The organism is Pseudomonas sp. REB1044 (assembly GCF_038813925.1).
In the GTDB taxonomy this organism is placed as follows: domain Bacteria; phylum Pseudomonadota; class Gammaproteobacteria; order Pseudomonadales; family Pseudomonadaceae; genus Aquipseudomonas; species Aquipseudomonas boreofloridensis.
Genome location: NZ_CP046139.1, coordinates 1,186,389 through 1,202,603 on the forward strand (window position 1 = coordinate 1,186,389; position 16,215 = coordinate 1,202,603).

Here is a 16,215-nt window from a genome sequence, read left to right on the forward strand (position 1 = left end):
CCTCGCAAGGGTAGGGTGGACGGTGAAGGCAGCGCCCGAGGGCGCCGCACAAGTGGGGTAACGGTCAAAGCTCCTGGCTCATCTGTTCGAGGAAGGCCTGGATGGTCGACTCGTTGCGTTTGAAGAAATGCCATTGCCCGACCTTTTGGCTGCTGATCAGGCCAGCGCGCTGCAAGGTGGCCAGGTGCGCCGACACGGTCGATTGGGACAGGCCGCAGCGCTGGTCGATCTGACCGGCGCACACGCCGAACTCGGTGCTGTGATGCTGTTCTGGGAAATGCGCGGCGGGGTCCTTGAGCCAATTGAGAATGTCTCGGCGGACCGGATGGGTCAGGGCTTTGATGATGTCGTCGAGATCGAGGGGCATGGCTGGGCTCGTGGTCTGTAGCGGTATATCGCGATAGAGCGAAATATAGATCGTCTGCTCGCGATATATAAAGACCGAGCCGTTCTGAGTTGGTTCGAAATCGTTATATCGCGTTATAACGATATGTGCGGCGGCGGTGCTAGACTGCCGCCATGAATTATCTGGCACACCTCCACTTGGGCGGCCCTGCGCCCCAGCAACTGCTCGGCAGCCTGTATGGCGATTTCGTCAAAGGCTCGCTGCAAGGCCGCTTCGCTCCCGAACTCGAAGCGGCGATCAGGCTGCACCGTCACATCGATACCTATACCGACAGCCATCCCCTGGTGCTGGCCGCGCTGGCGCGCTTTCCCAAAGAGCGGCGGCGCTTTGCCGGCATCGTGCTCGACGTGTTCTTCGACCATTGCCTGGCCCTGCATTGGCAGGATTACGCCCAGCAGCCGCTGGCGCTGTTCACCGAGCGCTTCTACCAGGTGCTGCTAGCCGAGCCCGAGTTGCCAGGACGCCTGGCGCGGATTGCGCCGTTAATGGCCGCAGATGACTGGTTGGGGGCCTATGCCGATTTCGCGACGCTGGAGGCGGTGTTTCGAGGCATTGGGCGACGGCTGTCGCGGCCCGAAGCGCTGCTCGGCGTGATGGCTGAACTGGAAGCGTTGTACGAGCCACTGACGGCTGATTTCCGCGCCTTCTACCCGCAGTTGCAGGCATTTGCGGCAACGCGACGCTGAGCGCGCCGCGCCCGCGATGCCTCACGCTGCCTTGGCCTGGCGTTGCGGCAGCGGCTCGCTTTCCTGCTCGGCATACAGCGCCAGATGGATCGCCTGCTGAGCCTGCAATGCCAGCACCGCGCGTTCCTTGCCTTGGCTGTGCAAGGGCGGCAGCAGGTGGATCAGTACCTGGCCAGGCGCCTGGCCGAACAGCCGCAGCAGGTGCGACAGCAAGTCGTCGTCGCCGACGAACGGCGCAATCGGGTCCGGCTCGCCCTCACGCAGGTATTGAATAGCCACCGGCTGGACCGGTGTGCCGTGATCGATGGCGCCCGCCAGCAGGCGCCCGTGGAAGGTACGCAGGGCGCGGCCATCGGTGGTGGTGCCTTCGGGGAAGATCAGCAGCGGGCAGGCCTGGCCCAGGCGCGCGCCGATCTGCTCGCGCAGGCGCTGGCTGTCGCCGCCGCCGCGGCGGATGAACAAGGTGTCGGCCTTCTCCGCCAACCAGCCGGCCAGCGGCCACTGGCGCACTTCGGCCTTGGACAGGAACGACAGCGGCGTGAGCATGCCCAGCAATGGGATGTCGGTCCACGAAATGTGATTGCTGACCCAGAGCATCGGTTGCTGCGGCAAGGTGCCGATCACCCGCACTTCGAAGGGCAGGGCGCCGACCAGGTGTTTCATGAAGCGGCAGCTCCAGCGCTGGCGGCGTTCGCTGCCGGCGCGCAGGCCAAGACGTTCGCCGACGGCGATGAGCGTGGCCATGGCCACGCCCAGCAGCAGCACCAGCATCAGGCGCACCAGGCGGGCACTGGCCCGCACGCTCGGCATCAGACCGCCGCCTTGAAGTGACGGGCGTAGCGCGGGCAGAGGTCGTCGCGCTTGAGCAGGATGAACACGTCGGCCACCTGGAAGTCTTCGTCCCAGCACGGTTCGCCGCAGATCTTCGCCCCCAGGCGCATGTAGGCCTTGAGCAACGGCGGCATCTCGGTGATGACGTTGTTCGGCAAAGCCAGCGACGGCAGCGGCTTCTTCGGTTCGGCGCGCAGGTGTTCGTTACACAGGTAGCGTTCGCGCAGGCGCTGCATGATCGCATGGGCCTGAACGCCGCCATCCTGCATGGGGATGCTGGCGCAGCCCATCAGGTAGCTGTAGCCGCCTTCGTTGAGCACCTCGGCCAACTCGCCCCAGAGCACGGCGATGGTGCCGCCATTGCGGTAACCCGGATCGACGCAGGTGCGGCCCAGCTCGAGGATAGGGCCTTGCAGTTGCAGCAGCCCGTGCAGGCTGAATTCTTCTTCGCTGTAGAAACGCCCCAGGCTGCTGGCGGCCTGGTGGTCGAGCAGGCGGGTGGTGGCGACCAACTGCCCGGTGGCTAGATCGCGCACGCCGATGTGGCGGCAATGGATGTCGTAGTCGTCCATGTCCAGGCCGTGTTCGGCGCCCTTGAGCTTGGCCTTGAATTCGGCGCTGAACACCTTGTAGCGCAGGGCCTGGGCTTCCTGCAGGGCCGCGGCGCCGACCAAGCGTTGGGCTTGCAGACGGCGTTCAGTGCTGTTGTGGCCAGAGCGAGCGATCCGAGTCATTGCGAGTCTCCATAAGCCAGCCAAGGGCGGCCGGTCGGCTTTGTTGTGCAACGTCAGCCTAGGTAGAGGCAGTGTCACCTCCATGACTCTTTAGTGATGCTTGCATGACAGGCTGGGCGGTGCGTCGCCGCCGGATTGTCATGCGCAGATGGGAAGCTGCACGCAGTGCCTGCGGCGGGAGATGCTGATGTTCTGGAACAGAGGGTTGTGGTGCTGTTTGCAACTGTTCGCCTTGCCGGCGCTGGCCACGGCGTGGCCCGACAGCCAATGGCTGGAAGATCCCGCACACTATGATTGGCAAGCGGTGGATCGTTACGCCTTCGCCCCGCGCGATGACGTCGAGCGCCGTGGCGTGCGCAGCGACGCCCTGTTGATCGTGCGCGATGGCCGCATCCTGCATGAACGCTACGCAGCGCCCACCACCGCCGACACGCCACACCTGACCTGGTCGATCAGCAAGAGTGTGCTGGCCACGCTGCTGGGCATCGCCCAGGGGGAAGGACGTTTCCAGCTCGGCGATCCGGCTGCGCGCTACTACCCGGCACTCGCGGCGCACCCGCAGGTGCGTCTGCAGGATCTGCTGCACTGGGCCAGTGGTCTTGCCTGGCAGGAAGACTACGAGTATGCGCCGCTCAACTCTTCGGTGGTGGCCATGCTCTATACCCGCGGCCGCCACGACATGGCCGCCTATGCGGCCGGCAAGGCGCAGGCCGAGACGCCCGGGCGGCGCTTCGTCTACTCCAGCGGCGACAGCAACCTGCTGGCCGCCGCGCTGCGCGGCATGCTGGCGCCGGAGCGCTACGCCGACTATCCCTGGCAGGCACTGTTCGAGCCCCTCGGCATTGCCCATGCGGTGTGGGAACGCGACGGCGCTGGCACCTACGTGGGCTCCTCCTACCTCTACCTCAGCGCCCGCGACCTGGCGCGCATCGGCCTGCTGATGCTGCGCGATGGGCGGTGGCGCGACCGGCAGTTGCTGCCCGCCGACTGGGTGACGTTCAACCGTACGCTGTTCCCCAGGCCGAGCCGGTGCCAGGCGAGGCCAACCCGGGTGGTCACTGGTGGCTGAATCAGCCGCTGCCCGCCCAGCCGCGTCCTTGGCCTCACGCCCCCACCGACACCTTCGCTGCCCTCGGCCACTGGGGGCAGGCGTTGTACATCCTGCCGACGCAGAAACTGGTGATCGTTCGCTACGCGGACGACCGCGATGGCAGCTACCGCCATGACGAGTTGCTCAAGCGGGTGCTGGCGGCACTGGGGGAGGAGGTGCGATGAAGCGTCGGTATGGGGTGCTGTCGATAGCCCTGCTGGGCATGGCGATCTGGGCCTGGTTCGAGCGCCAGGCACTGGTGGATTTCCCCGGCATCCTGCCGGCCTACTCGGCCAAGGAGTACTGCTCATGCCGCTTCGTCATGGGCTGGGACGAGGGCTATTGCCGGGGCTATGTGAAGCAGTACCTGCCGCTCACGCGCCTGGAGGAGCACACCGACACCCGCCGCGCGCTCGCCCAAGGGCTGGGCCGTCAGAGCCAGGCGGCGTGGCAGGGGCCGCGCGAGGGTTGTCGCTTGCTGCCGTGAATGGCCACGCGGTAAGGTTGGCGGTCTCGCTTTCCGAGGTATCTCCATGCTGCTGCGTCTGCTGCCCGCGCTGTTCCTGGCCCTGTGCCTGCCTGCCCACGCCAACTGGCACCTGGACGGTGAGTCCTCGCGCCTGTCGTTCATCACCGGTAACAACGGCGACACCGCCGACGTGCAACGCTTTCTGGTGTTGCACGGCACCATCGACCGAAAGGGCGCGGCGGGGCTGAGCATCGAGATGGATTCGGTCAGCAGCGGCATCCCGCTGCGCGACGAACGGATGCGTGACGGTCTGTTCGAGGTGGCGCGCTTTCCCGAGGCGACGGTGAGCGCCCAGTTGGACCTGCGCCCGGTCAGCGACTTGGCCAATGGCGCCCAATTGGAGCTGCGCCTGCCGGTGACAGTGACGTTGCGCGACCAATCCCACACCTACAATGCCCTGCTGCTGGTCACGCGTCTGGACGAGCGCCGCTTTCAGGTGGTGACCCTGGAACCGCTGGTGTTGCAGGCCCAGGATTTCGACCTGCTGCCGAGTCTGGAAACGCTGCGCAGTTTCGCCGGGCTCAAGTCGATCAACCCGTCGGTACCGGTCAATGCGGTGCTGATCTTCACCGCCCGCTGACATGCCAGGGCCGGTCTTCCCCTGGCGGGATGGCAACCAGTTCGAACTGCTGGTCGACGGCCCCGAGTTCTTTCCTGTCATGCTCGCGGCGATCGAGCGCGCCGAGCGTCAGGTCGACCTTGAGCTCTACCTGGTCGAAGCGGGCGCCTGCGCCCAGGCGGTGGTGGAGGCACTGGAGTATGCAGCCTCACGCGGCGTGCGCGTGCGCTGCCTGTTCGACGCCTACGGTGCCCTGGCCTTTGCGACGGCCCTGCGCAAGCGGTTGCACGCCGCGGGCGTCGAACTGCGGCTGTACAACCCTCTGCACTGGCGCCGCGGCCTGCGCAACCTGTACCGCGATCATCGCAAGTTGTTGTTGGTGGACGAGCAGTGGGCGGCTGTCGGGGAACCGGGGTCACCGATGAGTTCTGGACGCCTGGTCATGCCACCAGCGAGTGGCACGAGGTGATGGTGCGCATGCAAGGTCCGGTGGTGCTCGACTGGCAACTGCTGTTCGACCGCCAGTGGCATGCCAACCACCGCCGCACGGCCTGGCGTCCGCCCCAAGGCTTCGGTCTGTCGCGCCTGCCGAGGATGCCTGCGCAGGGTCAGGGCCTGGGCCGGGTGGCCTACGCCGATGCCCGCCAGCACCGCGACATCCTGCGCGCGCTGGTGCGCGCCGTGAGCGGTGGCCAGCAGCGCATCTGGCTGGCCACACCGTATTTCCTGCCGACCTGGAGCGTGCGTCGCTCGTTGCGCCGTGCCGCGCAACGCGGCGTCGACGTGCGCCTGCTGCTCACCGGCCCGCGCACCGATCACCCGTCGGTACGCTATGCCGGCCATCGTTACTATCCCCGCCTGCTGCGCGCCGGCGTGCGCATCTTCGAGTACCAGCCGTGCTTCCTGCACCTGAAGATGGCGGTGGTGGACGACTGGGTCAGCATCGGCTCATGCAACTTCGATCACTGGAACTTGCGCTTCAACCTGGAAGCCAACCTGGAAGCACTGGATCGGCCGTTCACCGAAACGGTGGTGGCCAGCTTTCAGCGCGACTTCGCGCTCAGCGAAGAGGTCGACCTGGATCACTGGAAAGCCCGGCCACTGTGGCGGCGGGCGCAGCAACGGCTCTGGGGCTGGCTCGACCGACTGGTGGTGATTCTGCTCGACCGGCGCAGCTGACGCGGCGCGCAGTATCGGTCATCGACGAAGCCGACTATGGTGCAGGGAATGTTCCCTGCACACGAAGGAGTGGATGCGATGACGGCCAAGAAGATTCTCATGCTGGTGGGTGATTACGTCGAAGACTACGAGGCGATGGTGCCGTTCCAGGCCCTGCAGATGGTGGGCCACACCGTGCATGCGGTCTGCCCGGAAAAGATCGCCGGGCAGACGGTGCGCACGGCCATCCACGACTTCGAAGGCGACCAGACCTACAGCGAGAAGCCGGGTCATCAGTTCGCCCTGAACTTCGATTTCGTCCAGGTGCGTGCTGAACGCTATGACGCCCTAGTGATCCCTGGCGGACGCGCCCCGGAATATCTGCGCCTGGACGAACGCGTGCTGGCCTTGGTACGGGCGTTCGACCAGGCCGGCAAACCCATTGCCGCGGTGTGCCACGGCGCGCAACTGCTGGCCGCTGCCGGCGTGCTACAGGGGCGGCGGTGCAGTGCTTACCCGGCGTGTGCGCCGGAAGTGAAGCTGGCCGGTGGGCAATTCGTGGACATTGCCGTGGACCAGGCCCATGTCGATGGCAATCTGGTCACCGCGCCCGCATGGCCTGCGCATCCGGCCTGGCTGGCAGCGTTTCTCAAGGTGCTGGGTACACGCATTTCGTGAGTGGGGGTGACCGGCTTCAGCTCACCTGCTCGAGCCAATCGTTGAGGTTGTAGTAGTTGCTCACCCGGGCGATCTTGCCGCAGTGAATATAGAAGAACGCCCCGGCCGGCAACACGTAGGTCTGACCGTTGGCGGCGGGCAGGCCTTCGTCGTCGGCCAGGTATTCACCGTGCACGGTGAACTCGGCGGCGGCTCGGCTGCCGTCGGCGTTCTGCATTACCACGATGTCGGCCAGGCGCTCGCGGTAGCAGCGGTTCATCTTGTGCATGAAGGCGGCGAAGCGGGCCTTGCCCATCTGCCGCTCGCCCTGGTTGATGTCGTGGATCACGTCTTCGCTGAGCAGGGCGAGGAAGGCTGGCATGTCACCGGCGTTGAAGGCGGCGTAGTAGGCGGTGACGAGTTCGGTAGCGGTCATGGAGAAATACCTGTCGCGGAGGGGAAAGGGCCGAGCGTGCCGCCGATGATAGGGTTTCCCTTCAGGCCCGGCTTAGCCGAGCGCGTCATCCCTATCGACAAAACGACCGTCCCGCATGGAAATACGCCTGCTGCACGGCGCTGCCATCGCGCCTTACCTCGATGACCTCGCTCGCCTGCGCCTGACGGTGTTTCGCGAGTTTCCCTACCTCTATGACGGCACGCCGGAGTACGAATCCGACTACCTCGCCACCTACATGGCCTCCGAGCGCAGCCTGGTGGTGCTGGCGGTGGACGACGGCCAGGTGGTGGGCGCCTCCACCGGCCTGCCCCTGGGCGACGAAACCGATGCCTTTCGCCAGCCTTTCCTGGATCAAGGCCGCGACCCGGATACCGTCTACTACTTCGGTGAGTCCGTGCTGTTGCCGGCCTATCGGGGGCGTGGGCTGGGCGTGCGCTTCTTCATCGAGCGCGAATCCTATGCGCACAAGCTCGGCGGTTTTCACTACTGCACGTTCTGCACCGTGGAGCGTCCCAACGGACACCCGCTGCGGCCCGATGACTACAAGCCACTGCATGGTTTCTGGCGCAACCGCGGCTTTCTTCATCAGGCATCGTTGCGCACCACCTATGCCTGGCGCGACCTGGATCAGGACGATGTGTCGGACAAGACTTTGTCGTTCTGGCTCAAGGACCTGTTGCCATGATTCGGCTCGCAGCGTGCCAGTACGCCATCGAACTGCATGAAACCTGGGATGCCTATGCCGATCATCTGCGCGACCTGTGCGTCGAAGCGGCGCGCAGCGGTGCCCAACTGTTGCTGCTGCCCGAGTACGCAGGGCTGGCGCTCAGTGGCCAGTTACCGCCCGACCAGCGCAGTGACCTGCACGGTTCGATCGCCGGTATCCAGCCTTTGGTCGCGCCTTGGTGGGCGTTGTGCGAGGGCCTCGCCAAAGACTTGGGGGTGTATCTGCAACCTGGCACGCTGCCGGTGCTCGACGCCGATGGCCGCTATCGCAACCGTGCCTGGCTGTTCGGTCCAAGCGGTGCGCTGGGTTTTCAGGACAAGCTGATGATGACCCGCTTCGAGCGCGAGCACTGGAACATTGCCGCCGGGCAGGGCCTGAAGGTGTTCGATACGGCGCTGGGGCGTCTGGGCATCTTGATCTGCTACGACACTGAATTTCCCCTGTTGGCACGGCGTCTGGCCGAGCAGGGCGCCGACTTGCTTCTGGCGCCGAGTTGCACCGACACCGAGGCCGGTTATCACCGCGTGCGCATCGGCGCCCAGGCGCGGGCGCTGGAGAACCAGGTGGCGGTGTTGCAGAGCCCGACCGTGGGGCTGGCGCCCTGGTCGCCAGCGTTGGACGAGAACATCGGCCGCGCCGGTTTGTATGTGCCGCCGGACCATGGCATGCCGAGCGATGGGGTGCTGGCCCAGAGCGAGCACCTGATGCCCGCTCACAGCCAGTGGTTGGTGGGCGAACTGGACCTGGACGCTGTGGTGGGTTTGCGTAGCGAAGGGCAAGTGCTGACACGACGCGACTGGCCTGAGCACATGGCCATCGACTGAAGCCACTGCGTCCAACAGCGTTGTGACCCGGCAGGGCCGTGGGCGAGTGGGCGTCGGTCTTTCGGGCTCCGGCGCTTATACGATTCGGACCTGTGGGATGAAAATCCGCGACGGTGCAGGTGTGTGCTGCGTGGGCTGCCCGGTGAGGCTGGCCCACCAGGATTTTGGCGCCTCGGCCATGGGGACGGTTTTATTGGTCAGTTTCGTGGACATGAGGGGATCTTCCACCATTATTGCGTCCATGTACGCAGTCACCGGCCTTCCTGTCACGTCGCTGACCTTTTGGCTGCGCCGGACTTACCCGCCCAGCACGCCACCAAGGTAAAGGGTTCTCCGTCTGGTCTACCGTTAGCAACCATCCAGTCCTGTATTTCGAGCGCCACCCGTTCTGGCCGCACCATCTTGCCACTTGAATCCAGGATGTTGGCTGCTTTCGAGTCGGTATTGGTCGCCTCGAGTACCGTCGATGCGATGCCGGTTCCCAGCGCCACGACGCTCAAGGTGGCAGCCGTCATCGCCATGACGCTGGTGGCGGTCAGGGTGGAGAGACCCCGGCGAGGAGGGCTGCGAAAGCCGGGGCTGCAGCGCCAAGCGTGGCTACGGTGCCCACCACGCCCAATACTGTGCCGACACCTGCGATCACCCATGTCCACCAGGCATGGCCGTCTGGATCGATGCGGTTGATCGGATCGCCCCCGCAGTAGGCATAGCGATTGAGCCACCACGTCCGAACGGGCTTTCATCGTCGGGGCTCAGAAACCCCATCACCATGGGGTCGTAGGGACGGTTGCCGCCTGGAATGTACCAGCCGGTCAAAGGTTCGCGACGCTCCCCGACGTAGCCATACGGGCCGTTACCAGCCGCCTCGGTCTCGGCGCCGTGCGCGCTGTAGCGACGGGTCCGCAGCGTGTCGTCGGCTTCCACACGCACGCTGCGCTGTGCATCGCAACCGATCAGGGTGACCTTGCGCACGCCCTCGGTAATCCGATTGAGCGCGAACAGCGTGCCGCTGTCGCCAATGCACTGCTGGACCTCTTTGCTTGTTTGCTCATGGGTCAGCAGGTCGCCGCTGAAGAAGCAGCGGGTAAGCGCGCCATCCAGCACCCGGTCGATGAGTTCGCCACTGGGACCATACCGGTAGTCGCAGCGCTGGCCTTGGTAATCGACGCGAGCCAGACGGCTCTGGGCATCCCAGGTGAGCTGGCGACCGAGGCTGTCGGCGATCATGCGTCCACAGGCGTCGTAGGTCAGGTCGATCTGTGCGGGCCAACTGGCGTAGGTGTGCGTAATGCGGCTGACTTGGGTGGGATCCGCAGGGTTGTCGTAGAAGAAGGTGGCTTGGTCGGTGCCGCCGTTGGCGAACCGACTGTGGACTTCGGTATAGCCATCAAGCGCGTTGAGAGCAAAAGTCTGCTCGATCACGCGGTTGCCGAACGGATCCTCTGGAGCGACGGCGATGTCGGCGGTGTAGCGCACAAGGCGTCCCAGATTGTCGTAACTGAAGGTTTCCCCCCGTTGTGATCGCCGTCTTCCCAGGTTCGTATGGCCACCTGATCCAGGTCGGTATAGCCCAGCGTCTGCGTGCACTTTTGATGCTTGCCAGCGGTGTCCAGGCTGAAGGTTCTGCTGTGCTCGCGGCCCTGGCTGTCATAGTTGAGCGTGCGGACCAAGGTGTTTTTGCCATGGGTGGTGGTGAGGGTATCGATGCGCGAGAAAGTATCGAAGGTGAAGGTGGTGGTGATTTCGCCCTGCACATGCTGGGCGAGTCGCCCGGAAGCATCATAGTGATACGTATGGTCGGCACCTAGGGCATTCGTTAAACCGCACAGTTGCTTGTTCAGCGAGTACCGCCACTGCGTCGAGTGCACTTGGCCATCGATGGTCAAGACGTCTTCCACTGGCCGACCGGACCGCTCGTGTCTGAACTCGAGAGTTCCGAGCGGGCCGCTGCGCGACGACGGCAGACCTAAGACAGGATCGTAGGCAAAGGCATGGATCGCCCCGCCGGTTGGCGCGATGGTCAGCGGGCGCTCGTCCAGGTTGGCTTCATAGGTGTAGGCGATGCGCGTGCCATCGGCAAGCTGGTTGGCACAGGTCGGCAACCGCCCCGGCTGGTAGTCGAAGCCTGTGCGGCGACCACCGACCTCGACCGTGATCTGGCGTCCCAGACCGTCGAACGCCTGGCGACCGACAACCCTGCCGATGATTTCATGGCCATGACCTTCGTCCGTGGTTGATCAGAAGTGGCCCATGGAATAGTAGTAACCGAACAATCTTTCTACGGGTGGCCGTTGGGAGGCCGAGCCGCGGGCGGCGAATGGGCTGCCCGCGCCATTCGTGTCGGCAGACAGTTGTCCGAAACGATTATGAGGTGGGGGCGTGTGGCCCGCCGTGCTCAACTCACCCGGCCGCGGGGGCGGGCTGGAGGCGACGTCCGCCGAGCTGACGCTGGGCGATGGCGATGGCGATGGCGATGGCGATGGCGTGCGTGGGCCTATCCCCGTCGAAGTGCTGCCTGTGCGCAGCGTGCCCGGCCGATTGAGCACGTCCATCTCGATCCCAGGCGTTTCCAGGAGCTGAGTGTTTGGGTTGTTGAGCGCGCGGGCGGCTCCTTGCGACACCGGGCTTCCTGAGGGGGTACGCAGTGAGAGGCTGGGCGAAGTGGAGGCACTGCGCGACCCTGCTCTGAATGTACGCGCTCGGAATGTGCCGATGTTTAGGCCGTCTGTACTCGAGGACCTGGATCTGGCTCGGTTCAGGGAGAAGCCCCTAGGCGATACGGTCTCTTTACGCCAATCCAGATACTTCGCGCCTGCCCCTGTAATGGTGCTGGCCCACCCAGTGACGAGGGAGATGTAACCCAGGACTTCACCCGCTTTGCTGTCCTTATCGGCCAACATGAACAACGTCGATGCCACCCCTGTGGCCGAAGAGATGATACCGAGAGTGGCGGAAGTCAGAGAGAGCACCGCACTTACCGTCAGCGCGCTGAGGCCCGCGGCTAGGATTGGGGCCAAGGCGCCGAAGCTGATCACGGCTCCCACCACACCCAGTGTGATACCCATTCCTACCTTCACCCAGTCCCACGCACCATGGCCGTCCGGGTCGATACGGTTGACGGGATCGCCACCGCAGTAGGCATAGGCATTGATTCCACCCTCAGCGAATGGGCTCGCGCTGTCCGGGGCGAGGAACATCAGCAGCAGTGGGTCGTAAGGTCGGTATCCGCCCGCTATGTACCAGCCCGTCAGAGGCTCGCGACGCTCACCGGCGAAGCCGAAAGGATTGTCCCCAAGCGTTGGCGCTGTCGCCTCCGCTCCATGGGCAGTGTAGTGGCGGTGGCGAACCTGAGAGTCGGCTTCCACGCAGACGCTGCCTTGCCCATCACAGCCCAGCAACATGACACCTTGACGGACATCCTGGGTCAGACGGTTCAGCGCGAAGCGCTCATTTGCATCGCTTAGCACTTGGATCAAATCATCGCCGCGCTGTTCGTGGGTCAACTGGTCGGCGCTGTAGAAGGCGCGGCTGGTTTGCGTGCCGATCTGGCGATCACACAGGTTGCCACTTGGATCGTAGCCATAGGTACACACCTGACCCTGGTACTCCACCTGAGTGACGCGGTCCTGAGCGTCCCATGTCAGGCGACGGCCCAGGCTATCGGAAGCCAGGCGGCCACGTGCGTCGTAGCTCAAGCTGATCCGTGCGGGCCAACTGGGATGCGTGTGGTCGATAGCGGTGACCTGGCAGGGATCCTCGGCATTGTCGTAGTGATAACTGGCCTGATCGCTGCTGCCATCGGCAAAGGTAGTGCGCACGCTGTCGTAGCCATCCAGCGGATTCAGGGTAAAAGACTGCTCGACCACCCAATTGCCGAACGGATCCTGGGTGATGCCCGGTGTCGCCGTATACAGCACCAGGCGACCCAACACGTCATACCGATAGTTTTCCTGGCTCTGGCGGGTGCCCTCTTGCCAATGCCGGGTCTTGATCTGATCGAGATCGGTGTAGGTCAACGTCTGCACTTGGGTGGATGTCACATTGCCGTCAGTGTAGACGAAGCGGCGAGTCAGCTCGCGGCCGAGGTGGTCGAACGTCTGGGTCCGCACCAGGGTTTGTCCGCTGGCAGAATCGGTGGTGGTGTGAGTGCAAGGTCGGGAAAGCTCGTCGTAATCGATGCAGCAGGTGATCTGATCGATTTGGAATTGGCAGAGCCTTCCATGTTCATCGTAATCGCGGCTGTGCGTCAGCTTGCTCGCATCTTCGAGCCCCAACAGGCGCCGACAGAGGCTGTGATGCCAAGTGGTGAGGTACTTGGCCCCTCCACCGACCACGTATCGGTACTGGGTTGGCCACTGGCGTTGTAGGTTGTCGTTTGTTGGCCAAGTGCGCCCTTGCGAGTCTGAATCAGGCCGAGCAACGGATCGTAGCTGTAGTCCTGGGGGGCCTCGCCTTGCGCTCGAATCTGGCGAACCAGGTTACCCAGTGCTGGAACATAGCCATATTCCACTTCCTGGCCATCAGCAAGCACATGGCAGCTTGCGGGTAATTGATTGGCAACGTAACGGTAGTGCGTGCTACGGCCGCCGACGCACAGGCTCAGTGGACGGTCCAGACCGTCGAAGTCCTGTGTTGCCAGCATGAGCACATTGGTCTGAGGCCTGCTATTCATGGCGCACCTCCGGGGCTCATCGCCGCTTTTGACCACTTCCACAGACAGCGCCTCAGGGTGCTCGGCGTCACTGTGCGCGGCGTACTGCCAGCGGGTGATGCGAATGGGGTAGTCTTCGTCTTCTTCGCTCTGGCGAATGTGCTCCAGACGTGCGATGAGTCGTGAATAACAGTCGTACTCGAATTCGGTGATCCGAGCCAGACCGTCGCGAGGCTCAGTGCGCATTTCGATCACCCGATCGAGACCGTCGCGGGTGAATCGGGTGGTGACTGCGGTCTGTCCTTTCTCGTCTGAACGCACCGTTTGCAGTGGGCTTCCCGCCGCGTTCGAGGTGGTGGTCTGGTGACTCGTCAGTGTTCCGTCGGTGCCTTCCTGCCAAGTGGCGACCGTCCTGCGCGTTGGGTCGGTGAGGGTGTGAGTCATGACGCCTGTGGGATGAGTCTGACGGCACACAAACCCCCAGTCGTCGTAGGCGGTGCTGGACGTCAAGGCGAATAGACATTCACCGTCGCTGTCCCAGTCTTTTGAAATTTCCTCGATTTCACGTCCCCACGCGTCGTAACTCAAAACCGTGACGTCGCGAAAAATGTCAGGGCTGTTGTCGATGTCCTCGAGTTGAATCAGCACGGCGCGGCTGCTGCCATCGAGCCAGGTCCGCTTGCGCTGGCCGGTGGCATCGGTTTCTTCCAGTGCCACCATCGACGTCAGTTCGTCACCGATGCGCGGTGCGTGCTGGGCAACGAACTCATCATCCAGGTGAAAGTTGCAGGTGCGTTCGACTTCGAACGCCGTACCCTGGGCGATGAGGGTGCGGATGACGCGACCCAGGCGGTCGTAGGTATAGAGCGTCCGCACGCCGGCCGTGCTGACTTGGCAGTAGGTCAGGCCACTGAGCAGAGACCGCGCGTCTTCGCTGCTGGAGGTGGTGAGTTCGTTGTTTTCAAAGCCTTGGGTCTTGGTCGTGGTCCACAGCAGCGGGGGTTCATTGGCATCGCGGGTGATGCGGTAATCGAACAGGATCGTGGTGGATTTGCCATTGAGGGTGGTAACGACTTTCTTTTGCCGACCATAGTGTTCGCCCTGCTGGCGCTCATAGCTTTGTTCGGTGCTCTCGATCACTTCCTCGGAGCACGCGTCACCCAATTGCTCAAGGCACGCCACCGCATGGTCAGGGTCACCCGTGATCAGCGACGGTAGGGCATCGTACTCGTAGTAGGTGTAGAGCGTTGGTGCTTCGCCCGGACAGTCCGGCGCAGGGTGGATGGTTTTGCGTCTGAGGAAACGCACCATGCCGGACGCATCGGCGGGACAGCCCTTCAGTTCACCAGAGGCGGGGTAGTAGTCGCTGACTTCCTCGACCAGCGTGGGCAAGCAGGTGCGCAGCGTATTGCCGAACGTATCGTACTCATGGGTGGTGAGTTCGGTCAGCGTACGATCGGTCAGGGTGTCGCGGTAGGTGGTCGATATCTGGTGCGGTAACTGACATTGGGGAATCTGTGCTTTCCAGGTTTTTGCGTAATCGACGCCGTATTGGGTTTCTCGTGTGGTTTCACACGTCCCGCTCAGGGTCACTTCCTTGATCAGCAGGTGATGCCGGTCCCAGGTCCGCGTGATCGTCGCATTCTCGGCCACCACGTCAGCGGCGAGCAGGGTCGTCAACAAGGCCTCGGTGTCGATCTGCGCAACCGTTGCATGGAGCCGCTCGGTGGCTTGAAGCCACTCCAACGTGCGTAGATCTCCGCTGATCTGTGTTTCGGTATTGCTGTACTCGTAACGCGTCGTTAATCGATAGAGCGAGTCGTGCCCCGCTTCCCAATCGAAGGCCTGACTGCTGCCGCCACCCAGGTAGTTGCGCGATCCACTCCAGCCATAGCGGCGCAACAAGCTCGTTGAGAACGGACCATCGCTGTGCAGCCAACTGATGACACGGGGCACGAAGGCCAGGGGCGCATTCTTCGGCAAGGCATGGGAGGCGCTGAGCGTGCTGCTCCAGTTAATGGTATCGAGTGCACCGAGCGGCCCACTGAGACGATCCGGCAAGCGTAGAAACTGGTCGCCTACCTGCCGATTGATGTAGTGAAAAACAAATGGCATGTCGATTTCGGGCAATATCAATCGGCTCAGTTCGCCATTGCTCTGGATCAATTGGAGGGTGGACTCGATGGGTGATCCTGGCTCCAGGATCACGTGCTTTTTCATGCGGTCGTAACGCAGGAGTGTGCGCTGCTCATCGCGCACCGCCATCAGGTGGTAAAGGTCGTTGGCCCGGAGCCAGTCGAAATGCAAACGATGACCTTCAGCGCTGCGCATCTCGTACAACAGGTAGGTGTCACCTGATCCATTGAGCCGCTGAAGAAACTCCATCTCGCCGGTCTTGTGGAAGATTCTGAAGCGCATTTCGCCGTTGGGATCATCACTGTCCAGCCGGGTGACTTGCATGGATTCCAGCTTGAAGTCTTCCAGCACTAATCGGCCACCGGGTTGCAAATCTGATTGCGACAGGTCAACTACGAACTGTTCGCCAGAAGACAGACGCAGGGTCCAGATGTTCTGCCGACGCGTCAGTTGCGTAGACTGCAACGACCAACCCAGACCGAAACCGCTGTCCTGCTGAGAAGACAAGATGCTGTAGGAGAGCGTGAACGACCAGTTAGGGCCACCCATGAAATTGGCTTGGCCCAGTGGAACAGTGATCGCCATGTTGAATTGACCCGTGCGCGGGTCGGCACTGGTTTGCACCGCGTGCAGGAAGTTGTTGCCCTGAGTATGAATGTCACTGGCGTTGAAGAGGTGGGGCGTGGCACTGGACTCATCGGCACGGGAGTGGGTCATGGGCAGGCCTTCCTATCAGGTGAGCAGGCGCTTTGTGATCAAGGGCGGGCAGA

Annotated in this window: 15 protein-coding genes and 2 pseudogenes; 9 read left to right on the forward strand and 8 right to left on the reverse strand. The window is 63.3% G+C overall.

Annotation, left to right across the window (positions count from 1 at the left end; genetic code table 11):
• Positions 1–64 precede the first annotated feature (64 nt).
• Positions 65–367, reverse strand: coding sequence for a helix-turn-helix transcriptional regulator (locus GKC70_RS05510; RefSeq protein ID WP_342650683.1), 303 nt, complete (start codon positions 365–367; stop codon positions 65–67).
• Between the two features lie 152 nt (positions 368–519).
• Between GKC70_RS05510 and GKC70_RS05515 the strand changes: the two genes are divergently transcribed.
• Positions 520–1,092: an ACP phosphodiesterase gene (locus GKC70_RS05515; protein WP_342650684.1), complete on the forward strand. Its 573-nt coding sequence runs from the start codon at positions 520–522 to the stop codon at positions 1,090–1,092.
• Between the two features lie 21 nt (positions 1,093–1,113).
• On the opposite strand, the gene GKC70_RS05520 is transcribed toward GKC70_RS05515, so the two are convergent.
• Both GKC70_RS05520 and olsB read right to left on the reverse strand, forming a co-directional pair.
• Positions 1,114–1,902, reverse strand: coding sequence for a lysophospholipid acyltransferase family protein (locus GKC70_RS05520; protein WP_342650685.1), 789 nt, complete (start codon positions 1,900–1,902; stop codon positions 1,114–1,116).
• Complete coding sequence (olsB, locus tag GKC70_RS05525) at positions 1,902–2,657, reverse strand: L-ornithine N(alpha)-acyltransferase (protein ID WP_342650686.1); 756 nt, start codon at positions 2,655–2,657, stop codon at positions 1,902–1,904. The genes GKC70_RS05520 and olsB overlap by 1 nt, the downstream gene beginning before the upstream one ends.
• A 187-nt stretch (positions 2,658–2,844) precedes the next feature.
• Here olsB and GKC70_RS05530 point away from each other — a divergent pair.
• The 5 genes and pseudogenes from GKC70_RS05530 (at position 2,845) to GKC70_RS05550 (ending at position 6,671) form a co-directional block, all read left to right on the forward strand.
• Positions 2,845–3,932, forward strand: a pseudogene (locus GKC70_RS05530) (serine hydrolase).
• Positions 3,929–4,234 carry an amidase gene (locus GKC70_RS05535; RefSeq protein WP_342650687.1) on the forward strand — a complete coding sequence of 102 codons (306 nt, stop codon included), beginning with the start codon at positions 3,929–3,931 and terminating at the stop codon, positions 4,232–4,234. Before GKC70_RS05530 ends, GKC70_RS05535 begins: the two are co-directional and overlap by 4 nt.
• 40 nt (positions 4,235–4,274) lie before the next feature.
• On the forward strand, positions 4,275–4,856 hold the full coding sequence (locus GKC70_RS05540; RefSeq protein WP_342651473.1) for a YceI family protein: 582 nt from the start codon (positions 4,275–4,277) through the stop codon (positions 4,854–4,856).
• Between the two features lies 1 nt (position 4,857).
• Positions 4,858–6,014: pseudogene (locus GKC70_RS05545) on the forward strand (phosphatidylserine/phosphatidylglycerophosphate/cardiolipin synthase family protein).
• Positions 6,015–6,092: 78 nt separating this feature from the next.
• On the forward strand, positions 6,093–6,671 hold the full coding sequence (locus tag GKC70_RS05550; RefSeq protein WP_342650688.1) for a DJ-1/PfpI family protein: 579 nt from the start codon (positions 6,093–6,095) through the stop codon (positions 6,669–6,671).
• Between the two features lie 16 nt (positions 6,672–6,687).
• Here the strand turns inward: GKC70_RS05550 and GKC70_RS05555 are convergent, their stop codons facing one another.
• Entirely contained in the window at positions 6,688–7,086 is a 399-nt protein-coding gene (locus GKC70_RS05555; protein WP_342650689.1) for a nuclear transport factor 2 family protein, read from the reverse strand.
• Positions 7,087–7,201: 115 nt separating this feature from the next.
• Here GKC70_RS05555 and GKC70_RS05560 point away from each other — a divergent pair, with 115 nt between their 5' ends.
• Together GKC70_RS05560 and GKC70_RS05565 are read left to right on the forward strand one after the other, a co-directional pair.
• On the forward strand, positions 7,202–7,792 hold the full coding sequence (locus GKC70_RS05560; protein ID WP_342650690.1) for a GNAT family N-acetyltransferase: 591 nt from the start codon (positions 7,202–7,204) through the stop codon (positions 7,790–7,792).
• The gene (locus GKC70_RS05565) at positions 7,789–8,658 is read left to right on the forward strand and encodes a carbon-nitrogen hydrolase family protein (RefSeq protein ID WP_342650691.1); all 870 of its coding nucleotides are present in this window, start codon (positions 7,789–7,791) and stop codon (positions 8,656–8,658) included. The genes GKC70_RS05560 and GKC70_RS05565 overlap by 4 nt, the downstream gene beginning before the upstream one ends.
• Positions 8,659–9,297: 639 nt before the next feature.
• Here the strand turns inward: GKC70_RS05565 and GKC70_RS05570 are convergent.
• The gene (locus GKC70_RS05570; protein WP_342650692.1) at positions 9,298–10,134 is read right to left on the reverse strand and encodes a hypothetical protein; all 837 of its coding nucleotides are present in this window, start codon (positions 10,132–10,134) and stop codon (positions 9,298–9,300) included.
• Positions 10,077–10,544, reverse strand: a complete 468-nt coding sequence (locus GKC70_RS05575; RefSeq protein ID WP_342650693.1) for a hypothetical protein — start codon at positions 10,542–10,544, stop codon at positions 10,077–10,079. The genes GKC70_RS05570 and GKC70_RS05575 overlap by 58 nt, the downstream gene beginning before the upstream one ends.
• Positions 10,545–10,649: 105 nt before the next feature.
• Here GKC70_RS05575 and GKC70_RS05580 point away from each other — a divergent pair, with 105 nt between their 5' ends.
• Complete coding sequence (locus GKC70_RS05580; RefSeq protein WP_342650694.1) at positions 10,650–10,895, forward strand: hypothetical protein; 246 nt, start codon at positions 10,650–10,652, stop codon at positions 10,893–10,895.
• On the opposite strand, the gene GKC70_RS05585 is transcribed toward GKC70_RS05580, so the two are convergent.
• Positions 10,896–12,932 (reverse strand): RHS repeat-associated core domain-containing protein, encoded by a 2,037-nt coding sequence (locus tag GKC70_RS05585; RefSeq protein ID WP_342650695.1) that lies wholly within the window; start codon positions 12,930–12,932, stop codon positions 10,896–10,898.
• On the reverse strand, positions 12,905–16,162 hold the full coding sequence (locus GKC70_RS05590) for a hypothetical protein (RefSeq protein WP_342650696.1): 3,258 nt from the start codon (positions 16,160–16,162) through the stop codon (positions 12,905–12,907). Before GKC70_RS05590 ends, GKC70_RS05585 begins: the two co-directional genes overlap by 28 nt.
• Positions 16,163–16,215 lie beyond the last annotated feature (53 nt).